The sequence below is a fragment of the Microcoleus sp. AT9b-C3 genome (assembly GCF_036705485.1).
Lineage (GTDB): Bacteria > Cyanobacteriota > Cyanobacteriia > Cyanobacteriales > Microcoleaceae > Microcoleus.
In genome coordinates, this window is record NZ_JAUBUR010000058.1 from 12,086 (window position 1) to 29,577 (window position 17,492).

Genomic DNA, 17,492 nt, shown 5'->3' on the forward strand with positions numbered 1-17,492 from the left:
GTCGAGTTTCTACATTTCCAAATTTTGATTCATCAAAAACAAGGAGTTCAATAAATGTTCTACTCAAGAGAGTTTGAGGGCAAAGTCGCGTTGGTTACTGGAGGATCTTCTGGTATAGGTAAGGCAACAGCATTCGCATTTGCTTTGGCTGGAGCAAACGTAGTAGTTGCTAGTCGCCGAGTGGCTGAAGGACAGCAAACTGTACATGAAATTTGTGAGCGAGGTGGCGATGCCATTTTTATAAAAACTGATGTATCTAAGGCTACTGAAGTCGAAGCATTAGTTAATAAAACTATGGATGTTTATGGGCGCTTAGACTACGCTTTCAACAACGCAGGTGTTACGATGATAGCTTCGCTTACGGATTCCTCAGAAACAGACTGGGATAACATCGTTAACGTGAACCTCAAAGGGACGTGGCTTTGCCTCAAGTATGAAATCCCAGTGATGCTAAAACAGAGTGGAGGTGCTATTGTCAATATGGCTTCCATTGCTGGCATTGTTGGCACAGCAGGCATTTCTATCTACTCAGCCAGCAAAGGCGGAGTTACTGCTTTATCTAAAGCGGCTGCCATTGAGTATGCTAACAGTGGCATTCGGATCAATACCGTCAGCCCTGCTATCATCAAAACTGGTATCTTAGATAGCCTCCCTATCGATCGACTTGCTCCTCTTGAAGCAGGACATCCAATAGGGCGTATCGGTCAGCCAGAGGAGGTTGCCAATGCTGTTACGTGGCTATGTTCGGAAAAAGCTTCGTTTGTTACAGGGCATAACATGGTGATTGACGGCGGATACACCGCGCAGTAGGGAAAATGCCCCAAAAGACGAGAGCGATTTTGTTAACAGTCCCTCTCGCTTTTGTATACATTCTTCTTAACAAATCTATGCTCTCTAGCACTATACTTTCATACCCGTACCTCACTTATCTGAAAATGCTGTATTCTATATCAGATAAGTTTTGTAGAAATTTGTGCTACGTTTATTGGTTATATGGGTGCTGTTTTTACTCTACAGTCTGATTTTCAAAAAAATGCACAGCTAAAATTATGCTAAAACTCAACGGCTACCAACTTTTTCAACCCATTTACGAAGGCTTCAAAACCGTTATTTATCAAGCCGAACGACACTCAGATAATACTCCCGTCATTATAAAAGCTCTCAGAGCTGAATATCCCACACTAGAAGAAATTGCCCGCCTCCGACATGAATACAATATCCTCCAAAGTTTAAAAATAGAAGGAATTATTAAAGCAATTGAATTAACGAACTATCAACATAGTTTAGTTATGGTTGTAGAATACTTTGAATCTCAGTCTTTAAAACAATTTATTAATGCAGAACACCTTGACTTAAAGCAATTCCTAAATATTGCTATTCAAATAGCAGAAATTTTAGCCCAACTGCACCAAAATCAAGTAATTCATAAAGATATTAAGCCGCCCAACATTATTATCAATCCCAAAACTAGGCAAGTAAAAATAATTGACTTTAGCATTGCCACCAGCTTGGAAAGAGAAACCCAAAGCCCAATGAATCCCAACTGCATTGAAGGCACTCTTGCTTATATGTCCCCAGAACAAACTGGGAGAATGAACCGCACCCTTGACTATCGCACTGACTTTTATTCCTTGGGTGTCACATTCTACGAAATGTTGACGGGTCAATTGCCTTTCAATTCACTAGAACCAATGGAATTGATACATTGCCACATCGCAAAAAAACCCATTCCACTCCACCAACGCAATCCAGAATTACCAATAACCCTAGCGAATATTGTCACAAAATTGCTGGCTAAAAATGCTGAAGATAGATATCAAAGTGCCTTGGGATTAAAAGCTGATTTAGAAGAATGTTTGACGCAACTGCAAACAACAGGAAAAATTGAAGACTTTATTCCGGGTAGAGTAGATAAAACCGGACAATTCCTGATTCCGCAAAAACTCTACGGACGGGAAGCGGAAGTGGAAACTCTCTTACAAGCCTTTGAGCGGGTCAGCTTAGGGCAAAGCGAAATGATGTTAGTTTCTGGTTATTCTGGGATTGGCAAAACTTGCGTCATTCAGGAAATTCACAAACCAATTCTTCGGCAAAGGGGATATTTTATTAGCGGTAAGTTCGATCAATTTAAGCGAGATATTCCCTATGCCGCTATTACTCAGGCTTTGCAAGAACTTATTCGGCAGATATTGACACAAAATTATGACGAAATTGCTGTTTGGAAAGAGAAACTGCTTGTAGCTTTAGGCGAAAATGGGCAGATTATTATTGACGTTATTCCAGAAGTGGAACTGATTCTCGGCAAACAGCCTGAAGTTTCTCAATTAGGGTCTACAGAAACCAAAAACCGTTTCAATCGTATATTTCAGCAATTCATTTATGTTTTTGCTCAACCCTCACATCCTCTCGTCTTGTTTCTTGATGACTTACAATGGGCAGATTTAGCTTCTCTAAATGTAATCGAACAGTTAATGACGGACTCGGATAGCCATTACCTGTTACTGATTGGTGCCTATCGAGATAATGAAGTGAGTCCCGTTCACCCGACCATTCAAACTTTAGAAAAAATTGAGAAAGCTGGTTCTCCTGTGAATAATGTTGTTTTGCAACCCTTAGATATTATTCATGTCAGTCAGTTAGTAGGCGATACCTTGAGCGAGGTTGCTATAAACGGCAACCGCATTTTCGAGCTATCTGAATTATTATATAATAAAACTCAAGGAAATCCATTTTTTTTAACGCAGCTATTTAAAACTTTAGCCTCCGAACAATCATTAACTTTTAATTTTGAATTAAATCAGTGGCAGTGGAGCATTGAGAAGATTCAAAGCTTAGGAATTACCGACTTCAATGTAGTTGAACTGGTAGCTAGAAATATTCGTAAATTGCCAGATAATACTCAGCAAATTCTGAGATTAGCAGCTTGTATTGGCAGCCGATTTAATTTGGACATTTTGGCGATTGTCAATGATAAATCTTCTCGCGATACTACCGAAGACTTGTGGTCAGCTTTGCAAGCAGGTTTAATTTTGCCTCTGAGTAATGATTATAAACTACCACTATTAATTCGGGAAATAAATAAGAGTATGCTGCTGTTTAATGAAACGAGAATTGCTTACAAGTTTTTACATGATAGGGTGCAGCAAGCTGCTTATTCTTTGATTCCTGATGCCCAGAAAAAAGCAACTCATTTGAAAATCGGTAAGCTCTTGTTTAATAAAACAGATAAATTAGTCTTAGAAAACAATATTTTTGATATTGTTAATCAATTGAATATGGGGGTGGAACTGATTACCGAAGAATTAAAAAGAAATGAATTAGTTCATCTTAATTTAATAGCTGGACGCAAAGCTAAGGCAGCAAATGCTTATGAAGCATCTGGTAGGTATTTGAATATAGCGTTAAAGCTGTTGCCAGAAAATAGTTGGCAGAGCTGTTATAAGTTGGCGCTAGACACTTATATGGAAGCAATGGAAGTAGAATATCTAAATACTAATTTTGAACAAGCCCAAAAACTGTCAGAAATTGTACTAAAACAAGCTAAGGAAACTTTAATAAAAGTTAAAATTCATGAACTAAAAATCCCATTTTATTTGTCTCAAAAACAGCCACAAGCATCAATAGATATTGCTTTGCAAACTCTGAATTTTTTAGGAGTTCACCTCCCTTCCCAACCAACTAAAGTAAATGTTTTAATAGAGCTCTTCAGCACTAAACTAGCCCTAAATAGCAAAGTAATTGCTGATTTAGCTAACTTGACGACAATGAATGACCCCTATAAGATAGCAACCATGCGAATATTAATGGCTGTCATTCCAGCAGCTTTTAATGCCAATCCGGTTCTCTTTCCATTAGCTGTATTTAAAATGGTTACTCTGTCTCTAAAATATGGGAGATCGCCTCTATCTGCTTTTGGATATGTAAGCTATGGCTTAATCTTATGTGGCGTATTAGGAGATATTAATGAGGGTTATAAATTCGGAAAATTAGCCCTGGAATTGTCAGACCAAATTGATAGCAGAGAAATAAAAGCTAAAGTATATTTTGCCTTCAACAATTTTATTAGACATTGGAAGGAACACATTAGAGAGACAATTAACTCGTTCCTTGAAGGATTTCAAAGTGGGCTGTCAATTGGGGATATAGAATATGCCTGTTATTCTCTCGGTTTTTCTACTAATAACAGATTTTGGATTGGGGAACATCTGGAGAATGTTTTAAAAATTCAGAAACAATCTATTAAGGCTATCGAAAAATCTCAACAAAAAATTCTTCAAGGCCACCTCGAAATATGGAATAAGCTAGTTTTAAATTTTCTTGATAAATCGGAAGATGTTTTTGATCGAGAGGGAGTTAATGAATTAGAAAAATTAACTTGTTTCATAAAAGAAAACGATACTAGAGGAATCACAAACTGTTATTTGTCAAAACTTATTTATTTATATTTTTTTTCAAATCCTGTTCGAGCAATCGAAAATGCTAAGTCACTAGAAAGATATGTCGAAGGAATGAGTGGGTCGATAGAAATTGCCCAGCACAATTTCTACTACTCTCTAGCCCTCCTCGCTCACTATCCAGCCACCACCAAAACCGAACAAAAGCAATACCTAAAAAAAGTAGCATCTCATCAAAAACAAATGAAAAACTGGGCGCACCACGCCCCGATGAACTTCCAGCACAAATACGAACTCGTAGAAGCAGAAAAAGCGCGAGTATTGGGACAAAACGAGACAGCAATAACCTACTACGAACGAGCCATCAATGGAGCCAAAGAACAAAGATTCATCCAAGAAGAAGCCCTCGCTAACGAACGCGCCGCCGAATTTTATTTAGCCATCGGTAGAGAAAAAGTCGCCAAAACCTACATGACCGAAGCCTATTACTGCTACATTCGCTGGGGAGCAGTCGCCAAAGTCCGAGACTTAGAAGAAACATATCCCCATCTCATATCCCGCACGCAGCAGTCTGAAACTATCAGCCTCGACCCCATTAGCACAACCACCTCAAACTGGACGACAACCTCTACTTCCAGCCATTCAACAGCACTTGACCTCGATACAATTATGAAAGCAGCACAGGCGTTATCTGGGGAAATTGTTCTCAGCGAACTGCTAAGTAAATTAATGACCATTCTCATAGAAAATGCCGGAGCTACTCGCGGCTCATTGCTCACAAAACCCACTTTTTCATCTCACCCAAGTGAGAATCAGTGGGTGATTTCAGCCACCGGAATCGTGGAAGGTAACGACCTCACCGTATTGACCCATCCTCAACAACTAGAAGAGGAAACTATTTCCGTTCCTCTCCTTGAAAATGCAGTTCCAGCCGCGATTATCAACTACGTTGCCCGCACTAAAGAAACAGTCGTTTTAAACGATGCCAGCCATGAAGGTATCTTTAAAAAAGACCCCTACATCCAACACAATCAGTCCAAATCAATCTTGTGTACACCCCTGCTCAATCAAGGTCAACTTACAGGGATTATCTATCTCGAAAATAACTTGACTACCGTCGCCTTTACCGCTGACAGACTCACAGTCTTACAAATGCTATCGGGACAAGCTGCTATCGCTATTAGCAATGCAAAACTTTACGCAGAAGTCAATCAACTCAACCAAAACTTAGAACAAGCGAATCAACAACTTGCAGCCTATTCGGAAACCCTAGAACAGAAAGTTGAGGAACGAACCGCCGAATTAAAAACAGCTCAAAAACAAATAGTAGCCTCAGAAAAACTCGCCTCCCTCGGAGCCCTCACCGCAGGTGTTGCCCACGAAATCCGCAATCCCCTCAACTTCGTCACTTCTCTTGCTACTCTCTCAGAAGACTTAACATCTGAAATCGCAGAAGAAATAGACCGCCAATCCCAAAACTTAGACTCAGAATCTCTGGAATTAATTAACGAAAACCTCACCTATCTTAAGCGCAACGTATCAGAAATTAACGAACAAGGACAACGTGCCAACAGCATTATTCAAAGTATGCTAATGCACGCTCGCAGCGAGGGCAGTAGCCGCCAAAAAACCGACATCAACGCCCTCGTCGCTCAAGCCCTACAATTAGCTTACCACAGCATCCGTGCCAAAGATAAAACCTTCAATCTCACCCTAAAAACCGACTATGACCAATCAATTGAAGAACTAGATGTCGCTTTTTCTGACCTCAGTCGCGCCTTAATTAACATCATCGATAATGCTTGCTATGCCTCCCATATTAAACAATTTAAAGTAACCGGAGATTTTACTCCCACAGTTTCTATTACCACTAAAAATCTAGCCACTGCAATAGAAATTCGCATTCATGATAATGGCATCGGTATTCCTAAAGAAAATCAACAAAAAATATTCCTCCCTTTCTTCACTACCAAGCCTCCCGGACAGGGCACAGGTTTAGGTTTATCCATCACTCACGATATCATTGTTGGACAACATCGGGGCAATTTGGAAGTGCAAACCGAAACCGGAAATTACACGGAATTTATCATTACTTTGCCCAAAAGTTAAATAGCTCTGGCGCACGATAGAGGCGCTAAAACACTACATCAATAACTTTACTAGAAGTTTGAGACCGCTTCTACACAAACCCAAACCACTGGCACGGCTTATAATTATACAGTGCATTTTAAGTAGATCCCTTTAATTAAACGTAAAAGACGGATGACTAAAAACGTGATTGCATAAGTTTTCTTCCTTATTCCTGACTATATCCTCCTTAATAAATTTAATCCTTTACAAATTTTAAACAACGCGCTATATTAAGCTAATGACCCTAGTTCTTTCTACCATAGGATACAGGATAGCTCCCCATGACAGCAAAAATCCTAGTCGTCGATGATGAACAACTTTTAGAATACGTCATTCAACAAAAATTCAGGCAAAAAATTCGGGTCAAAGAAATTGAATTTGTCTTTGCTCACAATGGCAGAGAAGCCTTAGAAAAAATTGCAGAATCTCCACCATTTGATTTAGTGCTAACTGATATTAATATGCCCGAAATGGACGGGTTAACTTTACTAGAAAAACTCTCAGAAATCGACAATACATTAAAAGCAGTCGTCATCTCCGCCTATGGAGATATGCAAAACATTAGAACTGCCATGAACCGGGGAGCTTTTGACTTTTTGACAAAACCCATTGATTTTCAGGACATGGAAATCACCATCCAAAGAGCCTTAGAAACTGTCAAACAAGTCAGACAAAATTTAACAGAACTTCAAGAGGTGCAAACTCAACTTATTCAAAATGAAAAAATGGCTTCCGTCGGCCAGTTAGTTGCCGGAGTTGCCCACGAAATTTACAATCCCATCAGCTTCATTATAGGAAACATTGAACACGCCGAAAGCTACTTTCAAGAATTGATGACTGCTCTCAATATTTATCAAGAACACTGCTCCCTAAATAATCCAGAAGTACAAACTCAAATTGAAGCTCTTGACCTCCCTTTTCTCTTAGAAGACTTGCCACAACTGCTCAGTTCTATGAAAGAAGGAACTGAGCGCATTCGGGGAATCAGCATTTCTCTGAGGACTTTTTCGCGGGCCGATACTAAATCCAAAGTTCGTTTCAATATCCATGAAGGAATTGATAGTAGCTTATTAATTTTGAGACATCGGCTCAAAGCGAATGAGGGTAAACCCGAAATTCAAGTGCTAAAAAACTACGGAGAATTACCCCCAGTAGAGTGTTATCCCGGACAGTTAAATCAGGTGTTTTTAAATATCATTGCTAATGCCATTGACGCATTGGAAGAGTGGGATTTAGGGCGGAGTCGCGATGAAATTAAGGCGAATCCTAATTTGATCAGGATTCGCACTTTCCTTACCGATGAGAGTGAAAAAATTATCAAGGAGAATTCCGCTTCTCATGTTATAATTTCTATTGCAGACAATGGAATGGGGATGACTGAAGAAGTGAAGGGGCGGGTATTTAACCACTTATTTACTACAAAATCTGTGGGTAAAGGGACGGGATTAGGTTTATCAATTTCGCGGTCTATTGTTGAAGAAAAACACGGGGGATGGCTCAGTTGTAACTCTACACCAGGCGAGGGAACGGAATTTATTATTGAAATTCCCACTTAAGGGTTGGGAACAGATCAAGTCAACACTTACGCACAGGCTAAAAACCGGGTTTCTCCGTAGATTTATAGTGAGAATCTTCAATTTTTTAGATCGACCCGGTTTAGGAGCGTAAGTCCTCAAAATGAGGAGTTTTCTGTAGGAGCAGTGCTTTCCTGCCTGCCCCAAACTTACTTACGGTGCAACCCCAGGGGGCAATCACAGGAGACTGTCCTTACAAGAGAATTCAACTCCTGGCTACTTGCTAACAAGAGCAATTCCATGACATCTAAAATCTTAGTAATTGATGACGAACCACTTTTAGAATATCTAATTCTTCAGCTATTTCGGCGTCAAATCAGCACTCAAGAATTTGAGTTTGATTTTGCAATTAATGGAGTCCAAGCTTTAGATAAACTGCAAGCTAATGGCTCCTTTGACTTGGTGCTAACTGATATTAGTATGCCCGAAATGGACGGGTTAACTTTGCTAGAGAATCTGCCAGCTATTGACCCGACGCTCAAAGCTGTAGTGGTTTCAGCTTATGGGGATATGCCAAATATTAGGACAGCTATGAATAGGGGTGCTTTTGATTTTTTAACGAAGCCGATTGATTTGAATGACTTAAAAGTTACCATTAATAAAACTTTAGAGTTTGTGCGACTTGCTAGGAAAAAAGAGCAGGAACTTGCTACAGCGAATGCACAAATCCGCTACCAAGCATTTTACGACGAGCTGACAGGTTTACCTAACCGTAATTTGCTCTTAAAGGAGATGCGTAGTGGCAGGAATTCTATAATAGAACAGGGTCATTTAGAAGCTATTTTATTGCTGACTCTTAACCGTTATCAAATTGTTAAATATAGCTTAGGTCATTCTAGAGGAGAGCAGTTGCTAGTAGAAGTAGCACGGCGGTTAGAGGCTTGGGCTTTGAATATGAATCTTATAGCAAGAGTGGGAGAAGATGCGTTTGCGATTTGGCTGGCAAATATTACTAATTCTCAGTTAGCTTTAGAGGCAGCAGAACACATTCGTCAAGCATTAGAAATACCGTCTAACTTAAATGGAACTGCGGTCTTTTCTAGCGTTAGTATTGGCATTGCTTTAGGTGCAATTGGCACCAAAGAGCCGGAAGATTTACTGCGAGAGGCTGACGCGGCTAGACATGAGGCTTTTGTTCGGGGTGCTAGTAGCACTGTTGTATTTGATGTTGGTATGCAGTCGAGAGCTTTAGAGCAACTCCAGTTGGAAAATGACTTGCAAAATGCAATTAATTTACAACAGTTTTACCTGAATTATCAGCCAATTGTATCTTTTGTAACTGGTCAAATAGTGGGGTTTGAAGCGTTGGTAAGATGGCGGCATCCGACCCGCGGCTTGGTTTCTCCGAGCGAGTTTATTCCAGTGGCGGAAAGAACGGGTTTGATTGTGGCACTAGGGGAGTGGGTACTGTCGGAAGCAGTGGCTTGTTTAAGTAAATGGCAGTTGCAATTCCCTGACTATTTGCCTTTAAATATGAGTGTTAATTTATCGGGACTTCAGCTATTTGCTCCTAATTTGTTACCGCTTTTAGACTCACTGCTGCGAGTGCATAACTTGAAGGGCGAATTTTTGAAGTTAGAGATTACCGAGAGTGTTTTAATGGAGAATGCTGAGGAGGCTGCTGGGGTGCTAGAGCTATTGAAAGCTCGGCAGGTTAAGGTGTGTTTGGATGATTTTGGCACGGGTTATTCAAATTTATCTTACTTACAATTGCTGCCGATTGATACTCTCAAAATTGACCGCTCTTTTGTTTGCTGCGTGGAGAAAGGAGGGAAAAATTTGACTTTGTTGGAGGCCATTTTAAATCTGGCGAGTTCTTTGGAATTAGAGGCGATCGCAGAAGGGGTGGAGACGCAAGAGCAACTAATTATACTCCGTTCTTTGGGATGCAGTTCCTATCAAGGGTACTTGTTTTCGCGACCTTTGGAGGAGGAAGGGGCTGTTGCTATGTTGAGTGCTGCAACGCTCTTGGGCGATGCTTAAACGGCGGATATTTCAAGGCTAACTAATACAGCCTATTCCTGGTTTATAGGCGGTATTCTCGTCCCTGGCGATCGAACACAATCATTCGAGCGGTGTTTTTCGATGAACTTTCCAACATTATTTATTTTTAGAGTCCCTGAACCGATTATCCCTCACCTCGGATGCGATCGCCCCTTCTTTTTCCTTGACCCCGTTCACCCGCCGCATTAAGAAATACCCCCGACGGATGCAGCAATGCAGTATTTGCGGCAAACTTTCTGGTATCGGGTCGAGTATACACCAAGCATGAAGATAGAACGGCACGGGCAAGCCAAAATACTCACGCAACAGGAAATCGAACTGCTGTTCAACAAAGGTTTGCAGACCGTTCGCGATCGCACCTTGTTTGGAGTTTGTCTCTACACCGCCTGCCGCATTGCCGAAGCTTGTTCCCTGGAAGTCATCGATATTTACACTGCCTCTTGTACAGTCCGACCTACAATCAACTTCCGCAAGGGCAACACCAAAGGCCAGCTCCAAACCAGAACGATTCCGGTAATCGAAGATTTGCGGAGTCTCCTGACATCTTGGAAACCCAACGCCGGTCAGACTTATTTATTCCCCAGCCGCCACCCCTCCCACTACTGGAAGCATCTGCACCCCGACTCAGCGGACAAGGTTTTGAGACAAGCGTTCGTGAGAGCCGGCATCGAGGGAGCATCCACCCACAGCTTTAGGAGAACTGCTCTCACCCAGATGAGCAACGCCGGAATTCCGCTGCGGATTATTCAAGAAATCAGCGGCCACAGCAACCTCGAACAGTTGCAGCACTACCTAGAAGTGAAGCCGGATCAAGTCAAAGGAGCGATCGCCAGTCTTTCCATGCTTTCCTACACCGGAAAACCTACATTTCCCGGTCTAGAGGATGAATTGCCCGCTGTGCCGTTAGCGAGAGAGCAACTGTCACACGACCAATCCGACGACGCGGCCCAAGAAATTCCCGACTGGTAACGATCGCTTGAACCTGCGCCTGAATCTCTCAATCCAGAGCGGGTTGCAATTGTTCGTCATTCGGACGATCTTGCGTAAAATAAGAGCTTGTACGAGGCGGTGCTGTTTGTTGTTGCCCAGATGAGGGAATCTATTAAGGACGTGGGAAGATAACACTAACAATGCAAGCCTTCTACACCGAACTCAAAAAACGCCTTTGGTTCGCAGCCGACTTTCCGAGCGGGCTAACTCTAAACTCAAGCCTTCGGAATATTCCGTTAACAAGGTTTATCGGGATGTGGCCCGGCTGTGTAAAATAGCAACATTGGATGAGATTGAGGCGCAGGGATGGAGTCTCAATCCTGGGCGTTATGTGGGGGGTGGCCCAACGTCAGGAGGCGGAGGATTTTGATGAGAGCCGCACGGTTGGAGGAGTTGAATGAGGAAGTGGAAGTTTTGAATGTTGAGGCTTGGCAAGTTGGAGGAAACAATTGCTGAGAATGTAGCAATGCTTTTAGAACGAAACTTTTAGAGATAAGGCATTGCAGGAAATAAGGATAATGAAAGCAGAAACTATATGACTACAGACAATTTTTCACTATCTATAGATGACATTTCTGGAATTATCCAGGCGGTAGGAGTTATTATATCTCTTATCTATGTAGCTGTACAAGTTCGAGCTAGTACGAAAGCTATAAAAGGGGCTACTTATCAATCAATTATTAGTGTGTATGCAGAAATTGAAGCCCGGATTAGCCAAGACTCACAAGCAGCACGCATCTATCGGCTAGGCTGTGACGAGCCTGAAGCACTAGAGAAAGATGAAGCGCTAAGGTTTAGGGAACTTGTTTGTAGCATTTTTAATTTCTATGAAAATCTCCATTATCAATATAAAAACAATTTATTAGATGAAGTATTATGGCAAGGTTGGTCTAATTACCTGAAAATTAAACTGGAGTATCCAGGAGTAGCGAAGTATTGGGAAACGAACGGAAAGCTTTATAGTAAGGATTTTCGGGAATATGTGACAAGGAAATGTCTCACACCTGAAAACCAAGTTTAATCTAGTGGTGTCGCTGGAGGGAAAAAATGAGTGAACCTAACACGTTACCAATCCCAACCCTCAAGGAAGAAATCGCCCGATTTTGTCAGCGTCACTAGCTCCGCAAACTGTGCGAATCTGTAAAAATAAATAATGATAGTTGGAATGGCGTTCATAAGTTACTCAAAAGCGGTCGAGACAAACTCCACCACAACTCCAAACGCATCAAATCCTTCAGCATCTTCTGGAGGTAGTGGGGCTGGTAATACAGGTAAGCCAGATGGCAGCAGCTAAGCAAAATAAAAACTTCGCTGTATCGAACAGACGGCAGCCCTTTGCATTGTAGAAAGTTCACCTGGGCTCCGATAACTGCTGGGGCCCAAATGCGGAACCAGCTTGGGAGTGACCTGCGATCGCTTTCTTTCCCAAGGCAGAAGCCCTCACCCCTAGATTTGTTACAATTCTCGTAGCGAAACGGGGCGTAAGCCATCGTGTGGAGCAGGTGCATCTACGAAAACCGGCTTCAAGGAGAATTGACAGGCGATGTGGCTAAAATACGGTGTTGCTCTCAGTGGCGAACTGACGGGCATTGATGAAGTTGTGCGCGGAAAAACGAATCTCGCTTGTCTCTACTGCGGTGTGGGTGCGCTTAGAGAGCCACGTTGTTCAATCAAGTCCAAGAATCTTTGCTGCTTTCGGAGTTGGCAAGGTTAGAAAAAGAAGTGAAAACAGCGCAGCCAGCCAACCTTTCTTGCTTAGATGAACGCTTGGCCCACTTGCAGATTTAGTGCATACTATTGAGGCGCATTCTGCTCAATTCGCTTTATTCCCTTGAGGTCAAAGGTGATGGGAACAGCTTCTGTAAGATTGGGGAACTCGACGAGCGTGAGAAACCAATAGCAAAAGTGCAGCGGAATGTGAAAGTGGATTACTCGGATGTTGTTGTTAATTTGCTGGGATTATCGAAACACCGGGGGAATGTCGAGTTGTACTTCAAACACCGATACCGTGCGTTTAATTACCGATCTGGGCTTGTTAACTGAGTATTTTGTATTTCCCAATGGATAGCATGAAAGTTATGGTGACACGACCCTCAAGGCAGGCAACCATGCAACTGCACGATGGTCGTAGGCTAGCATGGTCGGAATGGGGTTCTGTAGACGGCATTCCAGTTTTGTTTTGCACTGGGGCAGGAATGAGCAGTTGGCTTGGTTTTGGTGCTAGCGCTCTCTCAAATCTCGGCCTCAGACTGATTGCTATTGACCGACCTGGTTTGGGTTTGTCTGACCCTCACCCCCATAAAACCCTGTCTTCTTGGGCGGATGATATGCGAGAGTTTTTTGCGGCCCAAAGTCTCGATAATGTTCTCGCCGTTGGTTTCTCTCAAGGTGCACCGTTCGCCTTTGCTGCTTCAGCGCAGGGAGGAGTAAAAGCTCTCGCCATTGTATCGGGACAAGATGAACTTACTTATCCAGGTCTGTTATCGCTCTTGCATCCAGATGTCAAAGGCATGATTGCTGCTATCCAACAAGACCCTGTAGGATTTGAGCAACACTTTTCACAGATGGCTACAGCCGATGGGCTGTGGCAGTTAATTATTGGAATGAGTGCAGAATGCGATCGCATCTTGTATGAAAGTGACACCTTTAGCCAATCCTTTAGGCGAGCATTGCAGGAAGGTTTCTCCCAAGGCGCTCAAGGATACGCGCGCGATCTCGTCAACGCGCTCGGTTCTTGGCCTATGAAGCTGGAGGAGATCACCATTCCCGTAGATATTTGGTATGGTGGCCAGGATACCAGTACGGTTCACTCCCCTGATTTTGGTGCAACCTTGGCTCTGCGTCTACCAAACGTTTCGCGTACCTTCGAGCCGAACGAAGGAGGCTCGATTCTTTGGACTAAATCTGAACAGATTTTATCAAAACTGAAATCTCATCTATCGCACGCATAAGATGGGCTTCATCTTATCATTTCTAAATGCCAAAATATGGCGCGTACTGGCATAAACAATAAATTCATCCAGGTGCTATAACCTATCAGAAAAAACGGGCGATGACTGCTGACACTTGGGTCAGCCTGATTGGTTAGGTCTTCTGAGCAATGATGTAAACATGATTTTCAGGATATCGATCGTATTCGAGATGGCGGCAGGTGCAGTGATGCTCACTTATAATTCGTAGGAAAACATCTACTCCCAAAGTGCTGTACTCGAAGTCCTGACCTTGAAATGACCCAGAAATTTCATTATTTGTATGTCCGCCACCACAGGTAAACAGGATTACTCCGTCAGACTCAAGAGCATTGCATAGCTTTTTCATCACAGGCTCTTGCATATTGAGCGGTAGATGAAAGGTGCTATCCCAAGCACAAATTAAGCTGTAATTACAGCGCCAAAACTCATGACAGGATCTATGTACTTGGTTTACGAAGAAATCTACAAAGACCAGTCGATTGAAATTTATTATTTCGGTCAGTTTGCGCCTGGTGGAGTTGGCTCTTCTCACTACTGGGCCATTATTGATGATTACAGATTGCCTGGAAATTTTGATTGCCGCTCCCATAATCCTTTTTGTGCTTCGGAGGATACAGGAAATGGGCCAACTCCTGAGCATTCGTCAGCACTTGCAGCAGCCAAAGCTTATTGCGACAGCAAGAGTAAAGCACGGGAACAACGCCAGAACGAGCAACGCGAGGACGAACGGCTTTCCCTCACCCTATTCTACCGAAAAGTTAAAACCTTGCTGCACCAATTTTTCTCTTCGCTGGTAAAAAGGTGAAGCTGCAACAGAAAACAGAAGAGAGTGATACAATGATCGAGCTCGATAGTCAATAAAAGCGGGTGCATCTTCCAACCCTGCTTTGAAGAATTTTTATAAATATGTGGCTTAAATTTGGTGTTGCTCCCGACGGTAACTTGGCGAGCATTGATGAGGTTGTGCGCGGAAAAACTCAGCTAACTTGCCTCTACTGCGGTGGCTCCCTCACAGCGAAAAAGGGTTCAGTGAAAGAACATCACTTCGCGCACACCGGGGAGACTTGCAAGCCCGTGTCACAGCGGATTAAAACCAAAGCATTTCCCTCACTGCCGCTCTACGAGCATTTCAACATCGAACTCAAGGGTGAGGAACTAGAACAACTAAAAGTGCTGTGGAAGTGCGATTCGTTGATTAGTGAATCTCGGTAATCAATCCGTAAATAACTAATCCAGTGAAACTTGACCCCTAGGTTGAGCACTGAACTCTCAGATTGATGAAGGTGCAAGTCCTTCCCGCAAGATTCATGCGTGACTCCTTATCTGCTCACACCGACCAAGCTCAATTCTTGGAGAGTGAAGCTGGGAACAGGGCACAATCAGACGGCTGTTATGGGCTGACACTGGTGCTAACAGGGAGTTCCTACGGTGAAACCGAGCCTAAAAAAGTAACTTACACTTAGGCAGGGCATAACTTAAAAAACCCTGACCTCATCAGAGCTAAAGCCCGACGCATCATTTCCACAATAGCGTCCAGAATCTTGGGTTTCTGATAGTTAAATTGGCTACACCTAACGGAACAATCAATCATCTGAGGGAACGAATAAAAACGACTTGAGAGTCATGGATACGTCGATTTCCATGTAGGTAAGATGAGATACGGAACTCTCTCAAGACGGGTAGGATGCGAAGTAATTTTCGCAAGGTATTCAGAAAACACTCAACAGAGCAGAGCATGATTAGACACAGTAGTAATACCAGTGAATCTTGGAAGAATCTACCGTGGAAGAAGTTCCGCAAAGATTTATTTCGCCTACAAAAGAGAGTGTTCAAAGCGGTTCAAGCAGGAAACAAGCGGAAAGCGCAGTCTCTGCAAAGACTTATTCTGAAATCCAAAGCTGCTAGATTCCTAGCAATTCGACAAGTAACACAGCTAAACGCTGGCAAGAAAACAGCAGGTGTTGACGGTGTAAAATCTCTCGGCTTTACAGGACGTTTCTACCTAGAAACAATACTTAAAGAGTCGGCAGGTAATTGGCATCATCAAGGACTACGGGAAATCCCAATCCCAAAAAAGGACGGGACAACCAGAATGCTAAAAATCCCAACTATCGCGGATAGAGCTTGGCAATGCCTCGCTAAATACGCTTTAGAACCAGCACACGAAGCAACATTCCATGCTTACAGCTACGGGTTCAGAGCCGGACGCTCCGCGCACGATGCACAGAAAATCCTGTTCAACAATCTAAGAAGCTACTGTAATGGAATGGAAAAACGAGTGATCGAACTCGACATAGAAAAATGCTTCGACAGGATTAGTCACACCACCATAATGGACAACTTAATTGCGCCCAAAGGTATCAAGCTCGGAATCTTCCGATGCCTAAAAGCTGGGGTCAACCCCGATTTCCCGGAACAAGGAACTCCTCAAGGTGGGGTGGTGAGTCCCCTATTAGCCAACATCGCTCTTAACGGGATTGAAAGTATTCACAGATACCATAAGGATGGATTTAGAATAACTGGCAAAACCCCAGCGTCAAACATTGTCGAAACATCAATCCGTTATGCGGATGATATGGTGATAATGCTTAGACCTCAAGACGATGCATTCAAAATACTTGCCGAAATTGATAATTTTTTAGCAGCAAGAGGAATGATGGTAAGTGCTAAGAAGACCAAGATTACCGCTACGACAGATGGATTCGACTTTCTCGGCTGGCACTTCAAAGTGTTAAGCGACGGAAGATTTAAAAGCTACCCCTCAGTGGATAATTTTAAAAAGTTCCGTTTGAAGGTAAAGAACATCGTTAATTGCTCGAATTATGGTTCTAAGGTAAAAGCCGAAAAGCTAGCACCAATAGTTAGAGGATGGAGAAATTACCATAGGTTCTGTGATATGTCAGGAGCAAGGTTTTCACTTTGGTTCTTAAATCACAGAACATACACGGTATTTAACAAGGAATCCAAAAATACCAGAGAATCAAGCGTTAAGCTTGTTAAGAAGGCATTTCCAACGGTTCCTTACTCCGAAAACAAACACATCTCCGTCAAAGGGGATAAATCGCCCTATGACGGAGATTTAACTTATTGGAGCGAACGCAATAGTAAGTTATACGATGATTTGACCTCTAAAGCCCTTAAAAAGCAAAACCATTCATGCGGTCATTGTGGGATGAAATTTATGAGCGACGAGCGAGTAAATCTACATCACATCGACGAGAATCATGATAACTGGAAACCTAAAAATCTTCTAGCAATCCACGAATCCTGTCATGACTACTCACACATGAGCAAAAGGGTCACTCCCTAAGAATATCGGGAGCTGGATGCACGGAAACGGGCACGTCCAGTTCGTGCGGTTCGTTTCTATGAAACTAGCCTGTATGGGTTAGGGGATTAGAGCCTTTACGCCGCCTTGGGTGCAAGCC

The 17,492-nt window shown here is 42.6% G+C and carries 13 protein-coding genes; 12 read left to right on the forward strand and 1 reads right to left on the reverse strand.

All coding sequences use genetic code 11. The features are described from left to right. Positions 1-54: 54 nt before the first annotated feature. From QUB77_RS29605 to QUB77_RS29640, 8 genes are all read left to right on the forward strand, one after another. Positions 55-810 carry an SDR family oxidoreductase gene (locus tag QUB77_RS29605; RefSeq protein ID WP_333180542.1) on the forward strand — a complete coding sequence of 252 codons (756 nt, stop codon included), beginning with the start codon at positions 55-57 and terminating at the stop codon, positions 808-810. Between the two features lie 239 nt (positions 811-1,049). Continuing rightward, positions 1,050-6,503 (forward strand): AAA family ATPase, encoded by a 5,454-nt coding sequence (locus tag QUB77_RS29610; protein ID WP_333180541.1) that lies wholly within the window; start codon positions 1,050-1,052, stop codon positions 6,501-6,503. A gap of 302 nt (positions 6,504-6,805) precedes the next feature. Beyond that, positions 6,806-8,080, forward strand: a complete 1,275-nt coding sequence (locus QUB77_RS29615) for a response regulator (RefSeq protein WP_333180540.1) — start codon at positions 6,806-6,808, stop codon at positions 8,078-8,080. Between the two features lie 258 nt (positions 8,081-8,338). Continuing rightward, complete coding sequence (locus tag QUB77_RS29620; protein WP_333180539.1) at positions 8,339-10,081, forward strand: EAL domain-containing protein; 1,743 nt, start codon at positions 8,339-8,341, stop codon at positions 10,079-10,081. Between the two features lie 234 nt (positions 10,082-10,315). Then, on the forward strand, positions 10,316-11,071 hold the full coding sequence (locus QUB77_RS29625) for a tyrosine-type recombinase/integrase (RefSeq protein ID WP_333180538.1): 756 nt from the start codon (positions 10,316-10,318) through the stop codon (positions 11,069-11,071). A gap of 556 nt (positions 11,072-11,627) precedes the next feature. Then, the gene (locus QUB77_RS29630; RefSeq protein WP_333180537.1) at positions 11,628-12,113 is read left to right on the forward strand and encodes a hypothetical protein; all 486 of its coding nucleotides are present in this window, start codon (positions 11,628-11,630) and stop codon (positions 12,111-12,113) included. 641 nt (positions 12,114-12,754) lie between these two features. Continuing rightward, positions 12,755-12,880 (forward strand): hypothetical protein, encoded by a 126-nt coding sequence (locus tag QUB77_RS29635; RefSeq protein WP_333180536.1) that lies wholly within the window; start codon positions 12,755-12,757, stop codon positions 12,878-12,880. Between the two features lie 320 nt (positions 12,881-13,200). Next, the gene (locus tag QUB77_RS29640) at positions 13,201-14,043 is read left to right on the forward strand and encodes an alpha/beta hydrolase (RefSeq protein ID WP_333296185.1); all 843 of its coding nucleotides are present in this window, start codon (positions 13,201-13,203) and stop codon (positions 14,041-14,043) included. Positions 14,044-14,176: 133 nt separating this feature from the next. Here the strand turns inward: QUB77_RS29640 and QUB77_RS29645 are convergent, their stop codons facing one another. Beyond that, positions 14,177-14,410 (reverse strand): hypothetical protein, encoded by a 234-nt coding sequence (locus QUB77_RS29645; protein WP_333180534.1) that lies wholly within the window; start codon positions 14,408-14,410, stop codon positions 14,177-14,179. Positions 14,411-14,491: 81 nt separating this feature from the next. Between QUB77_RS29645 and QUB77_RS29650 the strand changes: the two genes are divergently transcribed. The 4 genes from QUB77_RS29650 to QUB77_RS29665 all read left to right on the forward strand — a co-directional run bounded on the left by QUB77_RS29650 (position 14,492) and on the right by QUB77_RS29665 (position 17,374). Further along, the gene (locus tag QUB77_RS29650; protein WP_333180533.1) at positions 14,492-14,869 is read left to right on the forward strand and encodes a hypothetical protein; all 378 of its coding nucleotides are present in this window, start codon (positions 14,492-14,494) and stop codon (positions 14,867-14,869) included. 101 nt (positions 14,870-14,970) lie between these two features. Continuing rightward, entirely contained in the window at positions 14,971-15,276 is a 306-nt protein-coding gene (locus tag QUB77_RS29655; protein WP_333180532.1) for a competence protein CoiA family protein, read from the forward strand. Between the two features lie 95 nt (positions 15,277-15,371). Beyond that, positions 15,372-15,527 carry a hypothetical protein gene (locus QUB77_RS29660; RefSeq protein WP_333050788.1) on the forward strand — a complete coding sequence of 52 codons (156 nt, stop codon included), beginning with the start codon at positions 15,372-15,374 and terminating at the stop codon, positions 15,525-15,527. Positions 15,528-15,799: 272 nt separating this feature from the next. Further along, positions 15,800-17,374 carry a reverse transcriptase domain-containing protein gene (locus tag QUB77_RS29665; RefSeq protein WP_333180531.1) on the forward strand — a complete coding sequence of 525 codons (1,575 nt, stop codon included), beginning with the start codon at positions 15,800-15,802 and terminating at the stop codon, positions 17,372-17,374. Positions 17,375-17,492: the final 118 nt, after the last annotated feature.

What these genes read in the sequence shown, in the direction of transcription:
- QUB77_RS29605 (WP_333180542.1), top strand. Translation starts at nt 55, where the DNA reads ATGTTCTACTCAAGAGAGTTTGAGGGCAAAGTCGCGTTGGTTACTGGA.
- QUB77_RS29610 (WP_333180541.1), top strand. Translation starts at nt 1,050, where the DNA reads ATGCTAAAACTCAACGGCTACCAACTTTTTCAACCCATTTACGAAGGC.
- QUB77_RS29615 (WP_333180540.1), top strand. Translation starts at nt 6,806, where the DNA reads ATGACAGCAAAAATCCTAGTCGTCGATGATGAACAACTTTTAGAATAC.
- QUB77_RS29620 (WP_333180539.1), top strand. Translation starts at nt 8,339, where the DNA reads ATGACATCTAAAATCTTAGTAATTGATGACGAACCACTTTTAGAATAT.
- QUB77_RS29625 (WP_333180538.1), top strand. Translation starts at nt 10,316, where the DNA reads ATGCAGTATTTGCGGCAAACTTTCTGGTATCGGGTCGAGTATACACCA.
- QUB77_RS29630 (WP_333180537.1), top strand. Translation starts at nt 11,628, where the DNA reads ATGACTACAGACAATTTTTCACTATCTATAGATGACATTTCTGGAATT.
- QUB77_RS29640 (WP_333296185.1), top strand. Translation starts at nt 13,201, where the DNA reads ATGCAACTGCACGATGGTCGTAGGCTAGCATGGTCGGAATGGGGTTCT.
- QUB77_RS29645 (WP_333180534.1), bottom strand. Translation starts at nt 14,410, where the DNA reads ATGAAAAAGCTATGCAATGCTCTTGAGTCTGACGGAGTAATCCTGTTT.
- QUB77_RS29650 (WP_333180533.1), top strand. Translation starts at nt 14,492, where the DNA reads ATGACAGGATCTATGTACTTGGTTTACGAAGAAATCTACAAAGACCAG.
- QUB77_RS29655 (WP_333180532.1), top strand. Translation starts at nt 14,971, where the DNA reads ATGTGGCTTAAATTTGGTGTTGCTCCCGACGGTAACTTGGCGAGCATT.
- QUB77_RS29660 (WP_333050788.1), top strand. Translation starts at nt 15,372, where the DNA reads ATGCGTGACTCCTTATCTGCTCACACCGACCAAGCTCAATTCTTGGAG.
- QUB77_RS29665 (WP_333180531.1), top strand. Translation starts at nt 15,800, where the DNA reads ATGATTAGACACAGTAGTAATACCAGTGAATCTTGGAAGAATCTACCG.